Genomic DNA, 19,105 nt, shown 5'->3' with positions numbered 1-19,105 from the left:
GCCGTGTAGTGTCCGCTCAGTCGGCGGTGTAGGAAGAGAGCCATTTTGTGCAAGAGGCCTCCTACAGCCGCGCATGTGGTCTGCAGAATGGGTCGCATGAACACGCTTATCGTCTTTTCACACCTTCGCTGGAACTTCGTGTACCAGCGCCCGCAACACCTGCTGTCGCGCCTCGCGATGCGATGGCCCGTCATCTTCATCGAGGAGCCTGTTCCCGGCGCCGACTCGGACCGCATCGAGTTCATCGCCGCCGCCGAAGGGGTCGAGGTGTGGCGCCCGCACGTGCGCGGCACGGAGCAGGGCATGCACCCCGCGCACAAGGCGGTGCTGCAGAAGCTCATCGGCCAGGCCATCCAGAGCCGCAAGGTGCGCGACTACTGGATCTGGTTCTACACGCCGATGGCGATGCCGATCGCCGAGAAGCTAGAGCCGGGGGGCGTCATCCACGATTGCATGGACGAGTTGTCCCTGTTCCGCGGCGCGCCGCCGGAGCTGCTCGAACAGGAGACCGCGCTCTTTCGCGCGGCCGACGTCGTGTTCACCGGGGGCCGCAGCCTCTACAACGCCAAGCGCGACCGCCACGCGAACGTGCACTGCTTCCCGAGCAGCGTCGATGCGCTGCACTTTCGCGCAGGCGTGCAGGACCACCCTCTGCAGGCCGCGCTTCCTCATCCGCGCATCGGCTATTGCGGCGTGATCGACGAGCGCATCGACATCGAGCTCATCGCGGGCATCGCGCGGGCCCGCCCGCATTGGGAGCTCGTGATGGTCGGCCCGACGGCGAAGATCGACCCCGCGTCGCTGCCGCAACTCCCGAACATCCACTGGCTGGGCCAGCAGAGCTACCAGGACCTGCCCGCGTTCATCAACGGCTGGGATGTCTGCCTGCTGCCCTTCGCGATCAACGACGCGACACGCTTCATCAGCCCGACCAAGACGCTGGAATACATGGCCTGCGGCAAGCCGTCGGTGAGCACGGCGATTCGCGACGTGGTCGAGCCCTACGGCCATGTGGTGCCGATCCGCTCCGACGCCGCCGGCTTCGTCGAGGCCTGCGACGCGATCCTCGCGCGCAGCCCGCAGGAGCGCAGGGACCACGACGAGGCCATCGCGCGCATCATCGCCCGGACCTCGTGGGACGCGACGGCGCAGGCCATCGCCGAGCTGATCGTCGAGGCCGAGGCCACGCGGGAGGCCAGCGATCTCGCGAGCCCGGACATCGCCGCCGAACTGCGGCGCGCCGCGGGCTCGATGCGTGCGCGCCCGGCCGCAGCCGGCGTGGCCGCCTCGTGAAGGTGGCGGCCATGGACAGGAACAGCCAAGACTACGTGCGGGACGCCGCGGCCACGCCGGGCGGCGGCGGATTCGACTACCTCATCGTGGGCGCCGGCTTTGCGGGCAGTGTGCTCGCGGAGCGGCTGGCCAACGACATGGGCCAGCGCGTCCTCGTCGTGGACAAACGCCCCCACATCGGCGGCAACGCCTACGACCGCTACGACGACGCGGGTGTACTCATCCACCCGTACGGCCCGCACATCTTCCACACCAACTCCGAGGATGTCTTCGACTACCTGTCGCGCTTCACGCAGTGGCGCCCCTACCAGCACCGGGTGCTGGCGAGCGTGGACGGGCAGCTCGTGCCGATGCCGATCAACCTCGACACGATCAACAAGCTCTACGGCCTGTCGCTGACCTCGTTCGAAGTCGAGAAGTTCTTCGAATCGGTCGCCGAGAAGAAGGACGAGATCAAGACCTCCGAGGACGTCGTGGTGAGCAAGATCGGCCGCGAGCTGTACAACAAGTTCTTTCGCGGCTACACCCGCAAGCAGTGGGCGCTCGACCCGTCGGAGCTCGACTCGAGCGTCACCGCGCGCGTGCCGACGCGCACCAACCGCGACGACCGCTACTTCGCGGACAAGTTCCAGGCGATGCCGCTGCACGGCTACACGCGCATGTTCGAGCGGATGCTGGACCACCCGAACATCAAGGTGATGCTCAATACCGACTACCGCGAGATCGAGGAGATCATGCCCTGGCGGCGCATGGTCTACACCGGCCCCATCGATGCGTTCTTCGACCACAAGTACGGCAAGCTGCCGTATCGCAGCCTGCGCTTCGAGCACACGACGATCCACCAGGAGAAATTCCAGGACGTCGGCACGGTGAACTACCCCAACGACTACGCCTACACCCGCATCAGCGAGTTCAAGCACATCACGGGGCAGACCCACGCCAGCACTTCGGTCGTGCGCGAATACCCGTGCGCCGAAGGCGACCCGTACTACCCGGTGCCACGCCCCGAGAACGCGGCGCTGTACAAGCGCTACGAAGCGGAGGCCGAGGCCACGCCGCACGTCGTCTTCGTCGGCCGTCTCGCCACCTACCGGTACTACAACATGGACCAGGTCGTCGGCCAGTCGCTCGCGGCGTACCGCAAGTTGAGGACCGCGCACGACGCGCAGTCCGCCACTTCGTCCGCGGTGCTGACATCGCCGCAGCCCCTCTGATGGCGCTGGAGCTCTGGGCCGGGCCGGAATGCACGGTCAACCGTGTCGGCGACACCTTCCATTCGCAGCTCGCCTTCAGCGGGTTCGGGCGGCGCCTGCAGGATTTCGACCGGCTCGCGAGCGTGGGCATCACGCGCATGCGCTTCCCGCTCGTGTGGGAGCTCACCGAAACCGGACCCGGCCGCTACGACTGGCAATGGGCGGACGCGGGACTCGCGCGGCTGGCGGAATTGAAGGTGGCGCCCATCGCCGGGCTGCTGCATCACGGCAGCGGGCCGCGCTGGACGGACCTGCTCGACGCCTCCTTCCCGGAGAAGTTCGCCGCGTACGCGCTGGCCGTCGCGCGGCGCTATCCGCAGGTCGACGACTGGACGCCCATCAACGAGCCCCTGACCACTGCGCGCTTTTCGGCGCTGTACGGGCATTGGTATCCGCACCAGCGCAGCGACCCGGCGTTCGTGCGTGCGTTGCTGAACCAGGTGCGCGCCACCAAGCTGGCCATGCGCGCCATCCGCACCTGCAACCCCGCGGCGCGGCTGGTGCAGACCGACGACCTCGGCTTCACGACGACGAGCTCTCCCCGGCTGCAGTACCAGGTGGAGCACGAGAACCTGCGCCGCTGGCTCGGCTTCGACCTGCTCGCCGGCAACCTCGCGCCCAGCGACCGCATGTGGAAGTACCTGCGCAAGTACGGGGCGTCGCAGGAGGAACTCCAGTCGATGCGGGACGACCCGCTGCCGCCGGACATCATCGGCATCAACAGCTACCTCACGAGCGAGCGGCACCTGGACGAGCGCGTGGAGCACTACCCGCCGCACCTTGCAGGAGGCAATGGACAGCATGTCTATGCGGACGTGGACGCGATCCGCGTACATGGCGCGGGCACGGGCGGCTTCGAGACGCGCCTGCGCGAGACCTGGGCGCGCTACGGCCTGCCGGTCGCCATCACCGAAGTGCACCTGGGCTGCACGCGCGAAGAGCAGTTGCGCTGGCTGCGCAACGCGTGGCGCGCGGCGGAAACGGTGCAGGCCGAAGGCGCGGACGTGCGCGCCGTGACGGTCTGGGCCGCATTCGGCACCTTCGACTGGGACAGCCTGGTGACCCAGCGCGCCGGCCACTACGAGCCCGGCCTGTGGGACGTGCGGTCCTGCCCGCCGCGGCCGACCGCGCTCGTGACGCTCGCGCGCCAGCTCGCGCGTGAAGGCGCGATGGGCGAGCCGCACCACACGGTGCTGGAGGGCCCGGGCTGGTGGCAGCGCGCCGACCGCCTGCACTATCCGGCCTTCGGCGAGATGCAGGCCCTGCCCGCTGCGGGACGGCCGCTGCTCATCACCGGCGCCACCGGTACGCTGGGCCGCGCCTTCGGCCGCATCTGCGAATCGCGCGGGTTGCCTTATCGCCTGCTGCGCCGCACGGACATGGACATCGCCGACCCGGCGTCGGTGGACGCGGCCTTGCTGCGCTTCCATCCCTGGGGCGTGATCAACACCGCGGGCTTCGTGCGCGTGGACGACGCGGAGCAGGAAGGCGAGGCGCAGTGGCGCGAGAACGCCGTCGGCCCGGAAGTGCTGGCGGCCGCGTGCGCCCGGCTGGGCGTGCGCCTGCTGGGCTTTTCGAGCGACCTGGTGTTCGACGGCGCGAAGGACCAGCCCTATGTGGAGTTCGACACGCCGCTGCCCCTCAACGCCTACGGCCGCGCCAAGCACGAGGCGGAGCGCACCATGCTGGCCGCCGACCCCGGCGCGCTCGTCGTGCGCAGTGCCGCGTTCTTCGGCCCGTGGGACGCGCACAACTTCATCACGGCCGGGCTCGGCGCGCTGCGGCGCGGCGAACCCTGGCGTGCCGCGAACGACCAGTGCGTATCGCCCACCTACGTTCCCGATCTCGTGCATGCCGCGCTCGACCTGTTGATCGATGGCGAGCACGGCATCTGGCACCTGGCGAACCGCGGCCGCGCGACGTGGTCGGAGCTGGCGTGCAAGGCGGCGGAAGCCGCGCGGCTGGACACCGGCCTCGTGTTGCCGGTGCCGGCCGCCACATTGGGGCAGCGCGCACCGCGGCCGCGCTTTTCCGCGTTGGCGAGCGAGCGCGGGCTGGTCATGCCGACGCTGGACGAAGGACTGGTGCGCTATCTCGCCGAGGTCGAAGAGGCGGCCTGAGCAGGCACGAGCTGCCGGCCCGAGAGCCCGGCGGCCGCGTAGTGCGCGAGTACGGACGCCGAGATGTCCGCCATGCGGTCGCTGCGGCACAGCGCGACGCAGGCGCCGCCGAATCCACCGCCCGTGAGCCGCGCGCCGTACACGCCCGGCTCGTCTTGCAGCAGCCGGACGAGCATGTCGACTTCCGGCGTCGACACTTCGTAGTCGTCGCGCTGGCTCGCGTGCGACGCATTCATCAATTCGCCGAAAAGAACGGGGTCCCTTGTTCGCGCGGCCTGCATCACGCGGGCGTTCTCCGTCACGACGTGGTGCACGCGGCGGCACAAGGGATCGGGCAGCGCGGCGGCATCGCTCACGGAGCGCACGTCGCGAAGCGATGCAACGCCCAGTTGCGCCGCCGCGGCTTCGCATTCGGCGCGCCGCTGGTTGTAGCCGCTGGCCGCCAACTTGCGCGCCACGCCGCTATCGAGCACCAGCACCGACGCGCCGGCGGGCAGGGGCACGTCGCGCCGCTCCAGCGAGCGCGTGTCGATGAGCACGGCGCGATCGGTGGCGGCCAGGCTGGACGCCATCTGGTCCATGATGCCGCAGCGCACGTGCGCGAATTCGATCTCCACGCGCTGCGCGAGCTGCGCGATCTCGACGTCGTCCAGGGAGAGTCCCAGCAGTTCGCGCAGGCACCGCAGGGTGGCGACTTCGAGCGCGGCACTGGAGGACAGGCCCACGCCCATCGGCACCTGCGAACTCACTTCGATGTCGAGGCCGGGCACTTCGCCCCCCGGGGCGGCCGCGAGCATGACACAGCCATACACGTAGCTCGCGAAATGCTCCGCCGGCGCTTCGCCCAGCGTGAACGCCGCACGCGCGCCGAGCTCCGCGGAATGCAGGTGGAAGCGCGACGTGCCGTTGCGGCGCATCCGCACGTGCGTGGCCTGCGAGATCGCGATGGGCAGCACGAAGCCGTCGTTGTAGTCGGTGTGCTCGCCCAGCAGGTTCACACGCCCGGGCGCCTGTGCCGCCGCCTCCATGGGGTGCGCGCTCATGCCAGCACCACGTCCACCTGCTGCAATTCGCGCGCCTTGTCTTCCGGCAACGCATCCATGGCGTAAAAGCCCGCGGCGAGTTCCGTGCCCGCGAGGTACTTGAGCCGGTCGCGCGTCCGGTACGGCGGCCAGAGCTCGGCGTGCAGGTGAGATTCCGGATGCGCCGCGCCGTCGGTGGGCGCCTGGTACCACGCCATGAGGTAGGGAAGGGGCCGCTCCCACAGCCCGTCGTACTTGAGCAGCACGGTTTTGAGGGCCCGTGCGAGGTCGCGCCGCTCGGCGTCGCCGAGATCGTTGAAACTCGCGCACGCACGGATGGGCGCCACCCAGGCTTCGTAGGGATAGCGCGCGCAGATGGGCACGAACGCCACCGCGTGCTCGCCCTCGTACAACATGCGCCGGCCGTCGCGGCGTTCGGCTTCGATGTGCTGTTCGAGCGGTCCACACCCTTCGCGTGCGAAGTGCTGCGCAGCCAGGGCGAGCATGCGCGCGGGCACCGGGGGCACCACAGGATAGGCGTAGATCTGGCCGTGCGGATGATGCAGCGTCACGCCCACTTCCGCGCCGCGGTTCTCGAACGGCAGCACATAGCGGATGTCCTCGCGCGCCCCGAGGCGCGCGGTGCGATCGCCCCAGACCTGCAGCAGCAACTCCACGTGCGACAGCGGCAGGGACCCCAGCGATGCGTTCGCATCCTGAGTGAACACGACGACTTCGCAGTGCCCGTCGGCCCGCGCCGTCGGCACGATGAGCGCCGGCGGCTCTCCGGCGTCGCCGCCCAGCGACGGAAACCGGTTGTCGAACACCGCGACGTCCCAGGCGCCTTGCGGCACTTCGCTCGGCGGCTGGCCGGGCGAAGTCGGCCGCAACGGGTTGTATTCGGGCGGGGGCAGGAAGGTGCGGTTCTGCCGGTGCGCGGCGTAGGTGATCCATTCGCCGCGCAGCGGATGCCAGCGCAGGTGCGACGTGCCGGCCGGCGCGTCCCCCGCCGGGCTGGGCGCGACCAGCGACGGATCGATCGGCGCGCGCGAGTACAGGGACATCCTGCGGCCGTCGGGCTTGGTGAGTTCGAGCGTGTACATCACACGCCGCCGGGAATCCAGTTGCGCGAGCGCGACGTGGCGGCCTTGATCCGCTGCAGGGGGATCTTGGGCGTGCGGTCGGCATAGAGCAGGCCGTTGGCCTCCTGGAAGGTGTCGGCGAACTGCGTGTAGCAAAAGCCGCTGAAGAGAGCGGTGTCGATGATGGCCCGCAGCAGCTGCTCGTAGAGCTGGGCGAAGGTTTCGTCGTCGGTCACCTGGGTGTAGCCCCAGATCTTCGCGTCGCCGGGCTGCGGCTCCTTCTGGAAGGCGATGCCGCCGAATTCGGTGAGGATGATCGGCTGGCCGCGGTGCGGATGGCCGTCCAGCGTCAGCACCCGCCCCCCCGGGCGGCGGCGGTCGAAGAGCTTCTCGGGGTCCACGCCCGCGCCGTAGCGCTCGCGGATGTGCTCCAGGTTCGAGTCGTAATCGTGAATGCCGATGATGTCGGTGGCGGACGATTCCCACCCGTCGTTGCCGATCACCGCGCGGGTCTGGTCGAGCGTCTTGGTGAGGTGGTAGAGCGCCTCGACGGCGTGGCGGTGCGCCTGCACGACGGGCAGCTCGGGCACGCCCCAGGACTCGTTGAAGGGAACCCACACGATGATGCAGGGGTGGCTGTAGTCGCGGTCGATCGCCTCGGTCCACTCGCGCACGGTGCGCTTGATCGCGGTGCGCGTGAAGCGATAGGCGGAGGGCATTTCCTCCCACACCATGAGCCCCAGTTTGTCGGCCCAGTAGAGGTAGCGGGGGTCTTCGATCTTCTGGTGCTTGCGCACGCCGTTGAAGCCCATCGCCTTGGCCAGCTCGACGTCGCGCCTGAGCGCCTCGTCGCTCGGCGCGGCGAGTAGGGTGTCGGGCCAGTAGCCCTGGTCGAGCACCATGCGCAGCACGTAGGGGCGCCCGTTGAGCATGAAGCGGTCGCGCAGCACCGCGGCCGAGCGCAGCGCGGTGTACGACTTCGCCCGGTCCACCACCTTCCCGTCGCGCAGCAGCTTCAGCTCCACGTCCAGCAGCGTCGGACGCTCCGGGCTCCACAGGAGCTCGTTGCGGAAGTCGTCGATGCCGGGGTCGGACAGCGCGATGGAGCGGTCGACTTCGCCGTCGACCACCTGGTAGCGGTCGCGCGCGAGCAGGCGCTCCCCGTGCCGCAGTTCGAGCTCCAGCGACAGGTCGCCGCCCAAGTCGCCGCGCAGGCGCGCTTCCAGCCCGATGGCGAAGCCCTCGAGCTTCGGCGTCCAGCGGATCTTGTCGATGTAGGTGTGCCCGACGCGCTCTATCCAGACGGTCTGCCAGATGCCGCTCGTGCGCGGATACCAGATGAGGTGCGGCTCCAGCTGCCAGTCCTGCTTGCCGCGCGGCTTGTTCAGCTCGTGCGGGTCGTCATCGGCGCGCACGGTGACGGTCTGCCGGCCCGAGGGGTCGAGCACGTCCGTGATGTCCGCCCAGAACGGCGTGTGCCCGCCTTCGTGGGCGGCGACGAGATGCCCGTTGACCCACACGTGCGCCGCATAGTCCACCGCGCCGAAGCGCAGGATCACGCGGTCGTCCGCCGGCATCAGCTCGAAGTCGCGCTGGTACCAGCATCGAGGATGGAATCCGGTGTCGCCGATGCCGCTGGCCGCCGATTCGGGCGGGAACGGCACGGTGATGTCCAACGGCCACTCGTGCGGCTCTGCGGCAGACGTGAATTCGCACGCGTCGTCGAAATGGAAGCGCCACGAACCATTGAGCGACTGCCAGTGTTCGCGCTCCAGTTGCGGCCGGGGGTAGGCGTGCGCAGCGGACGCGTCGCGCTGCTCGGGGGGGATTTGCAAATTGGTTCCGGGATGTGGAGTGGGTGCTCGGACCATCGTATGCAGCATGGCCGGGTGGACGTGTAGGCCGTGGTCCTGTCCTGCGGCGCGCGCCGCAGGGGGAGCACAATAAGCCTTCCATGCCCCATGTGTTCCTCGCCAACCTCACCGGCCGGCAGCGCACCCAGCGCACCAACCGGCAACTGGGGGGCCTGCTGGCATTCGTGGCCGGCGCGATCAACGCGGGCGGGTTCCTCGCCGTCCAGCGCTACACCTCCCACATGACGGGCATCGTCTCGGCCATGGCCGACGACCTCGTGCTGGGCCGCATCGGGCTGGTGCTCGCGGGCGTCGCCTTTCTCGCCGCCTTCATCGCCGGCGCGGCCACCACGGCCCTGCTGGTCAACTGGGCCCGGCGGCGCGGCATGCACGGCGAGTTCGCGCTGCCGGTGTTCGTCGAGGCCCTGCTGCTGCTCGCCTTCGGGGTGCTGGGCGCGCACCTCGACACGCTCGTCGAACTGTTCGTCCCGAGCACCGTGCTCCTGCTCTGCTTCACCATGGGCTTGCAGAACGCGATCGTCACCAAGATCTCGCGGGCGGAGATCCGCACCACGCACATGACCGGTGTCGTCACCGACCTCGGCATCGAGCTGGGCAGGTTGCTGTATGTGAACCGCGGTCATGCCGTGGCGGGGCCGGTGCGCGCCGATCGCGAGCGCCTGGCCGTGCTCGCCATCATCCTCGGCCTCTTCCTGGGTGGCGCGGTGGCCGGCGCGCTGGCGTTCAAGTCCATCGGCTATGCCGCCGTGCTCCCGGTTGTCCTCGTGCTGCTGGCGATTTCCGCGATGCCGCTGCTGGCCGACCTGCGCAAGCTTCAGGCCTGACCCATGTGCGTCGCGATGAGCAGCGGGATGGCCGCGAGCGCGACCGCGCAGATGAGCGCGAAGTAGGCCCAGCCCAGCACGCGGATCACGGGCGAGTTGACGTGCCGGCCCATGACGTCCCGGTCGTCCGCGAGCTTGAGGATCGGGTAGTAGGTGAACGGCAGCACCACGACGGCGAAGATCACCGAATATTCGACGACCTGGATGGGATTCGCGCCGCCCATCGCGATGGCCGTTCCCAGCACGATCGCGGCCATCCAGCAGACGGTGAAGAGCGGCACTTCGCGCGCCTGGTGGCTCTTGCCCCAGGGCAAGCCGAAGAACTGCGCGACGTTGTAGCCGGCGGAGAGCGCCGTCTCCACCGCCGCGCCGCCCACCGCGAAGAAGATGCCGGCCAGGGCGAAGAGAAACCCGACGTGGCCGAGCGGGACCGATGCGCCCATCACCACCGAACTGAGGCGCTGCGGATCGACCTGCTGCGGCAGGAATACGGCGGCGCCGACGACGATGAGCGCCATCGTGAGCAGGCCGCCCAGCGTGAAGCCGACGCCCGCCGTGAGCTTGTTGACGGGCAGGTCCTTCGGCGTCCACTTGTCCTCGATTCCGCCGGAGGAATAGAAGTAGATCTCGTAGGGCATGAGGATCGAGCTGAGCAGGCCCACGATGTAGTAGGCGTAGACCGGCAGGCCCGGCATCCCGGGTGCGGGCAGCTGCGGCACGAGCCCCCGCGCCACGTCGCCCCAGTCGGGCCCCGCTTTCACCGCCGCGACCGCGTAGACCAGCAAGGTGAGGCCCGCCAGGCCGAAGACGCGCTCGATCCAGCGGAAGGGCAGCAGGAACACGGTGAGCAGCAGGAGGCCCGCGGCCGCGAGCAGCATGAGCCGGTAGTTGGCGCCGAAGACGAGCTGCAGGATGATCGCGAGGCCGCCCACCTCCGCAGCGCAGGTGAGGATGTTGACGAGGTTGGACGCGACCAGCACGCCCAGCGACGGGCCGAAACCGAAGCGGTCGCGCACGGCCTCGAAGGCGGGCTTTTTCAGGACGGCCGCGATGCGGCCCGACATCTCCCCGAAGATCGCGATGCCCACCGTCCCGAGCACGACGACCCACAGCAGCGCGAAGCCGAACTTCGCGCCCGCCTCGATCGCGAACACCAGCTCGCCGATGTCCACGAAGCCGCCGAGCGCGGTCATGATGCCCAGCGCGAGCTCGCCGATGTTCACTTGTCCCCCCGCAGTGCGGCGGCCTGCGCACCGGCCTGCGCGAAAACCTGCGCGAGCCGCGCGAGTTCGTCCGGGCCCGCAGTGGCCAGCGGCGTGTGCTCCAGCCCGGCCGACAGGCGGGCGCTCGCGGCCTCCACCTGCTGCTGGAGCCCGCGCAGCGCGTCCGGCGCCGCGCGGTGCAAAGGCTCGGCCGCGCGCCGGGCGTCCTCCTGCAGGGCCTGCTGATGGACCCATACGTAGTCGGCGCCGACATGGCCGCGCTGGACCTGGTCGACAAGGAGCGCGCTTTCGCGGGCGATGCTCGCGGTGTCGCGGGCGGCGCGGTGCAGATCGTCGGCCCCGGCCAGTTTCTTCGGCGAATGGCAGCCCGCGAGCGCGAGCGCCAGGGCGAGGCCGACGCCAGCGGTTTTCATGCCATCGCCTTCGCGCGGCGCCCGAGGAGGTTCGCGATCACCTGCAGGCCCACCACGAGGTACGCCACGCTGCCGGGCACCCACATCACGAGGCCGCCGAGCTGCTGGTCCTGCACCGGGTCGATGCCCAGCGCCACCGCGGCGTCCACGTAGGGCGGATACCACGGAGTCGGTGCAAGCGCGAGTAGCGCACCCAGCGCGCCGGTGTGCATCATGGTCGTGAACAGCAGCACCATCGCGAGGCCCGCGCGGCGGGACCGCGCATCGGGTCCCAGCACCGCCCACCAGAAGAGCAGGGCCGTGACGAAGAAGGACGCGTGCTGCAGCACGTGCAGCCCTTCGCTGCGCAAGGCGGCCTCGAACAGCTGCGGGGCGTGCCACGCCCACAGTGCGATCGCGTGCAGCGCCCAGGCGGAGACGGGCTGCGTGATCGCGTCCCACGCCCAGGCGAGCGAGCGCGAGCGAACGAGGGCCGGCAGCCGCATCCGGTACACCGCGGGCAGCGCCCAGGTCCACGCGGCGAGCGGCCGGCCGAGCACAAGCAGCGGCGCGGCAACGATCATGAGCATCTCGTGCTGCACCATGTGCGCGGAAAAGAGCAGCGAGCCCATCGCGTCGAGCGGCGACACGAGCGCGGCGACGAGCGCGAGCCAGCCGGCCGCGAACGAGGCGGCCTGCCGAACGGGGATGCCATGGCCCGCGCCCGCGTGGCGCCACAGGCGAAGCAAACCGGCGGCGTAGAAGAGCAGCGAGACGGCCAGGAGGAACAGCAGCCAGGGCTGCGTATTCCATGCCGTCCACGAGGGGCCGGCGGCGGGCGATTCCGGCGCATGCGCCCAGGCGCCCACCGGCGCGAGCAGGCATGCGGCCGCTATTGCGCGCACGGCGAGAGGACTCCGACGACGGCCCACATGGCGAGCACGGTGAAGGCGGAGATGGCGGCGACCGCCGTGGCGGCCGCGGCGAGGAACGCCCGGACCGTGCCGCCGTCGGCATGGTCGACCTCGGCCTGGGTCATGCCCCCGCCGTGCGAGGCCCAGCCGCCGCGCGCGATGACGGTGAAGGCGAGGGTGAGCGCGAGGCTTGCCGCGGCGACGGCGTGCAGCTCGACGCGCGACTGGCTGCTGCACGCGGGCGTCGCCAGCGCGAACAGGATCGCCTGGCACGCGAGCGCGACGCTTGGCGCCGCGAGGAGGCCGAGCCAGATCCTCATGACGGCCAGGGGCGCGCGCCCCAGTAGATGACGAGGTAGATGGGCAGCCAGGAGCCCACGACGAAGTACCAGTAGAAGCAGTTCTCGCTCACGTCCACGAAGCGGCGCCCGTCCAGCGGTCCGGTGAAGAACAGGACGTCGAGCACCGTCGTGTCGATCGTGTCGGTGATGAGGTGCGTGGTGTGCAGGCCGAGCAGGGTCCAGACGATGGAGCCGTACGCGTTGCTGTCCCAGCGCACGTTCAGGGAGGCGAACTCCATCACGCGCACGCCGAGGAAGAGGAAAGCGAAGACGAGGGCCACCGACAGCCAGAGCCGCACGGCCGGCAGGTCGAGCCGTTCGCTCGCGCTCTTGGCGAGCTGGTTGGGAACAAGGCTGCCCAGCATCACGGCGGTGTTGAGCGTGCCCCAGAAGAGATCGGGCGGCAGCGCGAACATCGGCCACGTGTTCGAGTGCATGCGCAGGTAGAAGTAGCTCGCGATCGCGAGCGCGAAGACGGTTCCTTCGATCGCGATCATGCCCAGCGTGCCCCACCACATCGGGCTGTGGTGCGAGAAGCGGAAGCTGGGCAGCCCCGAGACGTCCAGCGTGGCGTCGCTGCGGGAGGCGGGCGTGGCGGCGGTCGTCATGGCGCCTTCTCCAGTGCGAGGTCCTCGGAGTTGTCCTTGTGCTTGGGCCAGAACCAGAGGATGGTGGCGATCGTCGCGGGAATCGCGGCCCACACCACGGCCCAGGGCGTGAAGATCGAGCCGATGAACAGCACGGTGGTCGCCAAGGCGGTGAGGAAGGGCCACGGCGACGGATTGGGCGATGTCATGCGGTGGTCGGGCAGCGCATCGATGACGCTGGTGACCAGCACTTCGCGCACGTTCACGGCCAGCCCGCTCACGCGCGCAGGCGCGCCCCCGGGCGCGGGCTGCCAGAGCGGGTCCCGCCCGTGCACGGTGGGGATCGCGTGGAAGTTGCAGGGCGGGGGCGGCGACGCGATCGACCATTCCAGCGTGCCGGCGCCCCAGGGGTCGGCGCCCGCGACCGCGCCGCGCCGCGCGCTGGCGACCGCGTTCACCAGCGAGAGGAACACGCCGGCGGCGAAGGTGAAGGCGCCGAGGGTGGACAGCAGGTTCATCCCGTCCCAGCCCATGCCGGCCTGGTAGGTGTACACGCGGCGCGGCATGCCGTGCAGCCCGAGCCAGTGCATGGGGAAGAACGCGGCGTTGAAGCCGATGAACATCAGCCAGAACGAGGCCTTGCCCAGCGCCTCGCCCATCATCCGGCCCTTGATCTTCGGGTACCAGTAGTAGAAGGCGCCGAACAGCGGAAACACTGCGCCGCCGATCAGCACGTAGTGCAGGTGGGCGACGACGAAGTAGGTGTCGTGCACCTGCAGGTCCAGCGGCACCGCCCCGAGCATGAGGCCGGTGAGGCCGCCCAGGACGAGGATGAAGAAGAAGGCCAGCACGAAGAGCATGGGCGTCTTCAGGTTCAGGCGCCCCGTCCACATCGTCGCGATCCAGCAGAAGATCTGCAGCGCGCTCGGGATGGCGATCAGCATGCTCATCGCGGTGAAGAAGGCCTTGCCCAGTTCCGGCAGGTTGGTGGCGAACATGTGGTGCACCCACAGGCCGAAGGCGAGGAAGCCGGTGGCCACCAGCGACAGCACCATCGCGGTGTAGCCGTAGATCGGGCGGCGCGAGAAGGTCGGGATGACCGAGGAGAGGAAGCCCAGGCCGGGAATGAAGATCAGGTACACCTCCGGGTGGCCGAAGAACCAGAAGAGGTGCTGCCACAGCAGCGGGTCGCCGCCTTCGGCCGGGTTGTAGAAATGCGTGCCCACCAGCCGGTCGAGGATGAGCGCCGTGCTCGCGAGCATCACGGCGGGCATCGCGAACAGCACCATGAACGAGGTGACCAGGTTGGACCACACCAGCAGCGGCATGCGGTTGAGCGTCATGCCCGGCGCGCGCATCTTGAAGACGGTGGCGATGATCACGATCGCCTCGATGAGCCCCGAGAGCTCGGTGAAGGTGATCATCTGCGCCCAGAAATCGACCCGCTTGCCCGGCGAGTAGTCGGGCCCCGCGAGCGGCACGTAGGCGAACCACCCCGCATCGGGGCCGGAGTTGACGAAGAAGGCCGCGTACAGCATCAGCCCGCCGAACAGGAAGATCCAGTAGGCGAAGGCGTTCATCCGCGGGAAGGCGACGGTGCGCGAACCCACCATGAGCGGCACGAGGTAGATCGCCACGGCCTGCATCACCGGCACGGCGAAGAGGAACATCATCGTCGTGCCGTGCATCGTGAAGAGCTGGTTGTACATGTCCGGCCCGACCAGCGTGTTCTCCGGCCGGGACAGCTGCATGCGCATCACCGCGGCGATCAGCCCGCCCGCCGCGAAAAACCCGAGCGTGGTGACGATGAATCGCTTGGCGATCGTCTTGTGGTTGATGGCGCAGAACCACCCGAGCAGGCCCGGCGGGTCGTCCCAGGTCACGTCCAGCGCGCGCGCCTCGCGCGACCCGGCGGGCGGGCCGTCCTTCATGCGGACGCGATCGGCCGCCATCGACGCTTCGAGCGTGGCGTGCGTCATTTCAGGGTCTCCAGGTAGGCAACGAGCGCATCCAGGTCGTCCCTGGAGATCGGCGTGGACGGCATGTTCACGCCGGGCTTGTGCTTTTGCGGGTCCGCGATCCAGGCGGCCAGCTGCGCCGGCGTGTTCGCGAGCGTCCCCGCGGCAAGGGTCGAGCGGCTCGCGAGATGCGTGAGGTCCGGCGCATGCTGGGCGCTCGCGATCGTGCCGCCGATGGCATGGCACATCGCGCAGCTCGTCGACTGGAACAACTGCTGCCCGCGGATCGCCTTCGCGCCGGTCGGCGGCGCGGGCGGCGTGCGCTGCGCCTGCACCCACGCCTCGTATTGCGCGGGGGGGTCCGCGACCACGAGCAGGCCCATCAGCGCGTGCTGGAATCCGCAGAATTCCGCGCACTGGCCGCGGTAGGGGCCGGGCGTGTCCGCGCGGAACTGCATCGAGGCGCTGCGGCCGGGGATGAGGTCCTTCTTGCCCGCGAGGCTGGGCACCCACAGGCTGTGGATCACGTCGTCGGCCTTGAGCTGGAGGTTGACGGGGCGGCCGACCGGGATGTGGATCTCGTTGGCCGTCACGAAGGTGTCCGCGTGGCCGCCGTCCAGGTAGCGCGCCGACCACCACCACTGGTGGGCGGTGACTTCGATGTTCACCGCGCCGGCGAGCGACAGGCGCGCCAGCGCGCGGTCGGTGAAGACGCTCGCGAGCGCCAGCGCGAACAGCAGCAGCGCGGACGCGACCGCCGCGCTCGCCACGCTGCGCCGCACGCGCGGCTCGGCCCGGTCGACGGCCGACAGGTCGGGCGCGGCGGTGGCGTCCGCGCGCGGCGCGCGAAGGATCGCGAAGAGCAGCGCCGCGAGGATGGCGCCGAACACCAGCGAGCAGGTCCAGAGCATGACGCGCCAGAGGTCGACGATGTGGCCCGCCTGCGGGCCCATGGCGTGGAGCGCATCGTGCGGCGCCTGCGGGATCGGCGTCGCGGCCATCGCATACTGCGCGAGCGAGGTGACGCACAACACCGCGAGCGCGAGCGCGGCGATGTAGAGCGCGCGCTCCAGCATGCGCGTCATGAGGGCGCTCCCGGCGGCCGGGACGGCTGCGACTTGTCGGGCTGCGGCGTTTCCTTCGGCCGCGCGTTCTCCGGGTTGCCGGGGTACAGCGAATCGCCCCGGCTGGGCGCGACGTCCTTGCGCAGCTGGCCGCTCATCGAGCGCACGTAGGCCACGATCTGCCACACCTGGTCGTCCGGGATGTGGCCGCCGAAAGAGGGCATGCCTTGCGGACGTCCCTGCGTGATGGTCGCGAAGATCGAGGCCGGGTCGCTGCCGTATTTCCACTGGCTGTCCATGAGCGCCGGGCCGATGCCGCCGCCACCGTTGCCATGGCAGCCGTTGCAGTTGTACCAGCGGTACAGGCGCTTGCCCTGGTTCACGGAGAACGCGTTCTCCTCGTAGGGGCTCACGTTCGCCTTGGCCTGCCTGACGCCGCCGGCAAGCGGCACGGCGGGCTGCAGCGTTCCCAGGCGCTGCGCCGATTCGGCCGCCGTCTCGTTGTTCGCGGGCGTGGTGAAGCGCCGCGCCTCGCGCTCGCAGCCCGATGCCAGCAGCACGAGCAGGCAGGCCAGCACGATGCGTTTCATCGCGCGGCCCCTGCGACCTGCGGCACGGCGTAGTCCGCGAGGATGCGCGCGATGTCCGCCTGGCGGCGCTCGATCACACCGTCGAGCGCGGCCTGCAGCTCGCGGTCGCCTCGGCGCACGCCCATCGCGATGTCGTACGCGAAGGGCTGGCTTCCCGGGCCTGCCGGCGCGGCGATGGCGTGGACGCGCAGCGGCACGCGCGAGTGCGCGGCGAAGAAGCCCGCCTGCGGCCCCCAGACGATCGCGCCGTCGAGCTCGCCCGACTCGATCGCGTGCACGATGCGCGCCGCCGCCGGCTCCTCGCCGGGCACGGCGAAGCCGCGCACGTTGTCCGTCTGCCCGTGGCGCGCGAGCGCCTGGCCGGGCGGCGAGGCCGCGAGGTCGTTGCCGATCAGCTGGACGCCCAGGCGCATGCGCGCGAGGCGCGGGTCGTCGAAGGATGCGATGGGGGCACCGCCCGCATGGTCCACCACCACGTAGCTGGAGCGGTAGTAGGGCCGCGTGGTCATCGCGCGTTCGAAGCCCGCGGGCACGCCCATGATCACGTCGCACAGCCGTGCGCCCAGTGTCTTGCGCACGAAGCCGCGGCGGTCTGGCAGCCACTCGTACTCCAGCGGCAGCTTCAGGTCGTCGGCCACGAGCTGCGCGATCCGGTTCTCGAAGCCGCTGCCGTTCGCATGGGAGTAGGGCAGGTTGTCGGGGTCGGCGCAGACGCGCAAGGTGGCCGGCAGTTCCCCGGCCGCGGCCCCCGATGCGAGCGCCGCCATGCATGCGGCGGCCAGCAGCCGTCGCATCATCGCGTGCCCTCCGGCAGCGCGAACACGTACAGCTTGCTGCCCGCCTTCGTCGCGGCCTGCAGGTCGCGCATGGCATTGGCGAAGCCGCTGGCGCCCGTCGCGTCGCGCGTGTCCATGCTGCCCGAGACCACGGCGCCGGCCCAGCCGCCCACGCCCGCCATCACCGCGATGTACTGCCTGCCGTCCGGGCCGCGATAGGACATCGGCTGGCCGATGATCCCGGAGTCGGTCTTGAAGCGCCAGAGCAGCTTGCCGCTGCGCGCGTCGAGCGCCTTGAACCAGCCGTCCATGGTGCCGTAGAAGACGAGGTCGCCGGCCGTCGCGAGCGCACCGCTCCACACCGGGAAGTGCTCCTCGACCTGCCAGGCCTTCTTGCCGGCCACCGGGTCCCAGGCGGTGAAGAGGCCGCGGTGGCCGCCCGGGCCCGCGTAGATCTTCTGCTCGAGGCCCACGTAGGGCGTGCCCGCGATGTAGCTCGCCGTGCCCGTCACCGTGTCCTGGCAGAGGTTCTGGTGCGGGACGTAGAGCAGCTTCGTGCGCGGCGACCAGGCCGAAGGCTGCCAGTCCTTCGCGCCCGGCGATGCGGGGCAGATGCTGCGCACGGTCTCGCCGGCGCGCGGGTCCTTCTGCGGGTTGTAGCGCAGCGCGCCGGTGGAAAGGTCCACGCCGCTGGAGGTCGTCACGTGCACGAAGGGGTTGGCCGACAGCACCTGCCCGGTGGCGCGGTCGATCACATACATGTAGCCGTTGCGGTCCGGGTGGAGCAGGACCTTGCGGTTCGCGCCCGCGATGGGCGTGTCGACGAGCACGTTCTCGTTGACCCCGTCGTAGTCGTGCAGGTCGTGCGGGCTGAACTGGTAGAACCACACCGCTTCGCCGGTGTCGGGCTTGCGCGCGAAGATGCCGGACGTCCACTTGTTGTCCCCGGGGCGCTGCTCCGGGTTCCAGGGGCCGGGGTTGGCGGTGCCGTAGTACAGGAGGTCCAGCACGGGGTCGTAGGTGAGCCAGCCCCACACCGTCCCGCCGCCGATCTTCCATGCGTCCGGCGGCCAGGTCTTCACGCCCAGGTCGGCGCCGCGGTCGGAGGCGTAGTAGGGCTTGAAGTTCGGGCCGATGAGCACGTCCTTGTCCGGGCCGGTGCTGTACGCGCGCCACAGCACCTTGCCGGTGGCCGCGTCCAATGCCGCGAGCCAGCCGCGCACGCCGAATTCGCCGCCGCTGTTGCCCACCAGCACCTTGTTCTTCACCACCAGCGGCGCCATCGTCATGCTCTCGCCGAGCTTGATGTCCCCCAGCTTCGCGCGCCACAGCTCCGCCCCGGTTTTCGCATCCACCGCCAGCGTCTGGTTGTCCAGCGTGTTGAAGAAGACGCGGCCGTCGGCGTAGGCGGCGCCGCGGTTTACCAAATCGCAGCAGGCGACGCCCTGCGAACTCGCGTCGGGCTTGGGGTCGAACTTCCATTTGAGCGGCGCACCCGGCTTCGTGAGGTCGAGCGCGAACAGCACGTTCGGAAACGGGCCCACGATGAACATCGTGTTGTCCGCGACGAGGGTGATCGACTCCTGCCCCTTGGGCACGCCGGTGTCGAAGGTGAAGGCGACCTTCAGCTGCGCCACGTTGCCCGGCGTCACCTGGTCCAGGCCGCTGAAGCGGTGCCCCTCGAAGTTGCGCGCCGCCATCGTCCACGTGCCGTCGTCCGGCGTCTGAGCGTGGCAGACCGATGCGAGCAGCGCGACGGCGACGCCCCACAGAAGACGAATCATTAGAGTAA

At 69.8% G+C, this 19,105-nt stretch carries 17 protein-coding genes; 4 read left to right on the top strand and 13 right to left on the bottom strand.

The annotated features are described in order from the left end of the window. Positions 1 to 96: 96 nt before the first annotated feature. The 3 genes from I5803_RS06325 to I5803_RS06315 are packed head-to-tail and all read left to right on the top strand — an operon-like array spanning position 97 to position 4,666. Positions 97 to 1,293: a glycosyltransferase gene (locus I5803_RS06325; protein ID WP_196985535.1), complete on the top strand. Its 1,197-nt coding sequence runs from the start codon at positions 97 to 99 to the stop codon at positions 1,291 to 1,293. A gap of 11 nt (positions 1,294 to 1,304) precedes the next feature. Beyond that, positions 1,305 to 2,507 carry a UDP-galactopyranose mutase gene (glf, locus tag I5803_RS06320; protein ID WP_196985534.1) on the top strand — a complete coding sequence of 401 codons (1,203 nt, stop codon included), beginning with the start codon at positions 1,305 to 1,307 and terminating at the stop codon, positions 2,505 to 2,507. Continuing rightward, entirely contained in the window at positions 2,507 to 4,666 is a 2,160-nt protein-coding gene (locus I5803_RS06315; RefSeq protein WP_196985533.1) for a family 1 glycosylhydrolase, read from the top strand. The genes glf and I5803_RS06315 overlap by 1 nt, the downstream gene beginning before the upstream one ends. Here I5803_RS06315 and galK read toward each other — a convergent pair. Genes galK through I5803_RS06300 form a run of 3 tightly spaced genes read right to left on the bottom strand, consistent with a single transcriptional unit; the run spans position 4,636 to position 8,605 of the window. Continuing rightward, positions 4,636 to 5,709: a galactokinase gene (galK, locus tag I5803_RS06310; protein ID WP_196985532.1), complete on the bottom strand. Its 1,074-nt coding sequence runs from the start codon at positions 5,707 to 5,709 to the stop codon at positions 4,636 to 4,638. The genes I5803_RS06315 and galK overlap by 31 nt on opposite strands. Further along, positions 5,706 to 6,791: a galactose-1-phosphate uridylyltransferase gene (galT, locus tag I5803_RS06305; protein ID WP_196985531.1), complete on the bottom strand. Its 1,086-nt coding sequence runs from the start codon at positions 6,789 to 6,791 to the stop codon at positions 5,706 to 5,708. The genes galK and galT overlap by 4 nt, the downstream gene beginning before the upstream one ends. Then, the gene (locus I5803_RS06300; protein WP_231402351.1) at positions 6,791 to 8,605 is read right to left on the bottom strand and encodes a glycoside hydrolase family 2 protein; all 1,815 of its coding nucleotides are present in this window, start codon (positions 8,603 to 8,605) and stop codon (positions 6,791 to 6,793) included. Before I5803_RS06300 ends, galT begins: the two co-directional genes overlap by 1 nt. Positions 8,606 to 8,724: 119 nt before the next feature. On the opposite strand from I5803_RS06300, the gene I5803_RS06295 reads away from it, so the two are divergent. Further along, the gene (locus I5803_RS06295) at positions 8,725 to 9,468 is read left to right on the top strand and encodes a YoaK family protein (RefSeq protein WP_196985529.1); all 744 of its coding nucleotides are present in this window, start codon (positions 8,725 to 8,727) and stop codon (positions 9,466 to 9,468) included. On the opposite strand, the gene I5803_RS06290 is transcribed toward I5803_RS06295, so the two are convergent. The 10 genes from I5803_RS06290 to I5803_RS06245 are packed head-to-tail and all read right to left on the bottom strand — an operon-like array spanning position 9,459 to position 19,097. After that, positions 9,459 to 10,691 carry an Nramp family divalent metal transporter gene (locus tag I5803_RS06290; RefSeq protein WP_196985528.1) on the bottom strand — a complete coding sequence of 411 codons (1,233 nt, stop codon included), beginning with the start codon at positions 10,689 to 10,691 and terminating at the stop codon, positions 9,459 to 9,461. The genes I5803_RS06295 and I5803_RS06290 overlap by 10 nt on opposite strands. Continuing rightward, positions 10,688 to 11,104, bottom strand: a complete 417-nt coding sequence (locus I5803_RS06285; RefSeq protein WP_196985527.1) for a hypothetical protein — start codon at positions 11,102 to 11,104, stop codon at positions 10,688 to 10,690. The genes I5803_RS06290 and I5803_RS06285 overlap by 4 nt, the downstream gene beginning before the upstream one ends. Then, positions 11,101 to 11,988, bottom strand: a complete 888-nt coding sequence (locus I5803_RS06280; protein ID WP_196985526.1) for a cytochrome c oxidase assembly protein — start codon at positions 11,986 to 11,988, stop codon at positions 11,101 to 11,103. The genes I5803_RS06285 and I5803_RS06280 overlap by 4 nt, the downstream gene beginning before the upstream one ends. Continuing rightward, positions 11,976 to 12,317 carry a hypothetical protein gene (locus I5803_RS06275; protein WP_196985525.1) on the bottom strand — a complete coding sequence of 114 codons (342 nt, stop codon included), beginning with the start codon at positions 12,315 to 12,317 and terminating at the stop codon, positions 11,976 to 11,978. Before I5803_RS06275 ends, I5803_RS06280 begins: the two co-directional genes overlap by 13 nt. Then, positions 12,314 to 12,946, bottom strand: a complete 633-nt coding sequence (locus tag I5803_RS06270; RefSeq protein WP_196985524.1) for a cytochrome c oxidase subunit 3 — start codon at positions 12,944 to 12,946, stop codon at positions 12,314 to 12,316. Before I5803_RS06270 ends, I5803_RS06275 begins: the two co-directional genes overlap by 4 nt. Continuing rightward, positions 12,943 to 14,904, bottom strand: coding sequence for a cytochrome c oxidase subunit I (gene ctaD, locus I5803_RS06265; protein ID WP_435520845.1), 1,962 nt, complete (start codon positions 14,902 to 14,904; stop codon positions 12,943 to 12,945). Before ctaD ends, I5803_RS06270 begins: the two co-directional genes overlap by 4 nt. Next, entirely contained in the window at positions 14,901 to 15,968 is a 1,068-nt protein-coding gene (locus I5803_RS06260) for a cytochrome c oxidase subunit II (protein WP_231402350.1), read from the bottom strand. Before I5803_RS06260 ends, ctaD begins: the two co-directional genes overlap by 4 nt. Further along, on the bottom strand, positions 15,965 to 16,537 hold the full coding sequence (locus tag I5803_RS06255) for a c-type cytochrome (RefSeq protein WP_196985523.1): 573 nt from the start codon (positions 16,535 to 16,537) through the stop codon (positions 15,965 to 15,967). Before I5803_RS06255 ends, I5803_RS06260 begins: the two co-directional genes overlap by 4 nt. Continuing rightward, positions 16,534 to 17,334: a quinoprotein dehydrogenase-associated putative ABC transporter substrate-binding protein gene (locus I5803_RS06250; RefSeq protein WP_231402349.1), complete on the bottom strand. Its 801-nt coding sequence runs from the start codon at positions 17,332 to 17,334 to the stop codon at positions 16,534 to 16,536. Before I5803_RS06250 ends, I5803_RS06255 begins: the two co-directional genes overlap by 4 nt. Then, positions 17,331 to 19,097, bottom strand: a complete 1,767-nt coding sequence (locus I5803_RS06245) for a methanol/ethanol family PQQ-dependent dehydrogenase (protein WP_196985522.1) — start codon at positions 19,095 to 19,097, stop codon at positions 17,331 to 17,333. The genes I5803_RS06250 and I5803_RS06245 overlap by 4 nt, the downstream gene beginning before the upstream one ends. Positions 19,098 to 19,105 lie beyond the last annotated feature (8 nt).

Origin of the sequence: Caenimonas aquaedulcis (assembly GCF_015831345.1) — a bacterium.
Classification (GTDB): domain Bacteria; phylum Pseudomonadota; class Gammaproteobacteria; order Burkholderiales; family Burkholderiaceae_C; genus Ramlibacter; species Ramlibacter aquaedulcis.
The sequence above is the reverse complement of the archived record's forward strand: the minus strand, read 5'-3'. Positions and strand labels throughout refer to the sequence as shown.

Coding starts and splice junctions, on each gene's coding strand:
- I5803_RS06325 (WP_196985535.1), top strand. CDS start 97: ATGAACACGCTTATCGTCTTTTCACACCTTCGCTGGAACTTCGTGTAC.
- glf (WP_196985534.1), top strand. CDS start 1,305: ATGGACAGGAACAGCCAAGACTACGTGCGGGACGCCGCGGCCACGCCG.
- I5803_RS06315 (WP_196985533.1), top strand. CDS start 2,507: ATGGCGCTGGAGCTCTGGGCCGGGCCGGAATGCACGGTCAACCGTGTC.
- galK (WP_196985532.1), bottom strand. CDS start 5,709: ATGAGCGCGCACCCCATGGAGGCGGCGGCACAGGCGCCCGGGCGTGTG.
- galT (WP_196985531.1), bottom strand. CDS start 6,791: ATGTACACGCTCGAACTCACCAAGCCCGACGGCCGCAGGATGTCCCTG.
- I5803_RS06295 (WP_196985529.1), top strand. CDS start 8,725: ATGCCCCATGTGTTCCTCGCCAACCTCACCGGCCGGCAGCGCACCCAG.
- I5803_RS06285 (WP_196985527.1), bottom strand. CDS start 11,104: ATGAAAACCGCTGGCGTCGGCCTCGCCCTGGCGCTCGCGCTCGCGGGC.
- I5803_RS06275 (WP_196985525.1), bottom strand. CDS start 12,317: ATGAGGATCTGGCTCGGCCTCCTCGCGGCGCCAAGCGTCGCGCTCGCG.
- I5803_RS06270 (WP_196985524.1), bottom strand. CDS start 12,946: ATGACGACCGCCGCCACGCCCGCCTCCCGCAGCGACGCCACGCTGGAC.
- ctaD (WP_435520845.1), bottom strand. CDS start 14,904: ATGACGCACGCCACGCTCGAAGCGTCGATGGCGGCCGATCGCGTCCGC.
- I5803_RS06260 (WP_231402350.1), bottom strand. CDS start 15,968: ATGACGCGCATGCTGGAGCGCGCGCTCTACATCGCCGCGCTCGCGCTC.
- I5803_RS06255 (WP_196985523.1), bottom strand. CDS start 16,537: ATGAAACGCATCGTGCTGGCCTGCCTGCTCGTGCTGCTGGCATCGGGC.
- I5803_RS06250 (WP_231402349.1), bottom strand. CDS start 17,334: ATGATGCGACGGCTGCTGGCCGCCGCATGCATGGCGGCGCTCGCATCG.
- I5803_RS06245 (WP_196985522.1), bottom strand. CDS start 19,097: ATGATTCGTCTTCTGTGGGGCGTCGCCGTCGCGCTGCTCGCATCGGTC.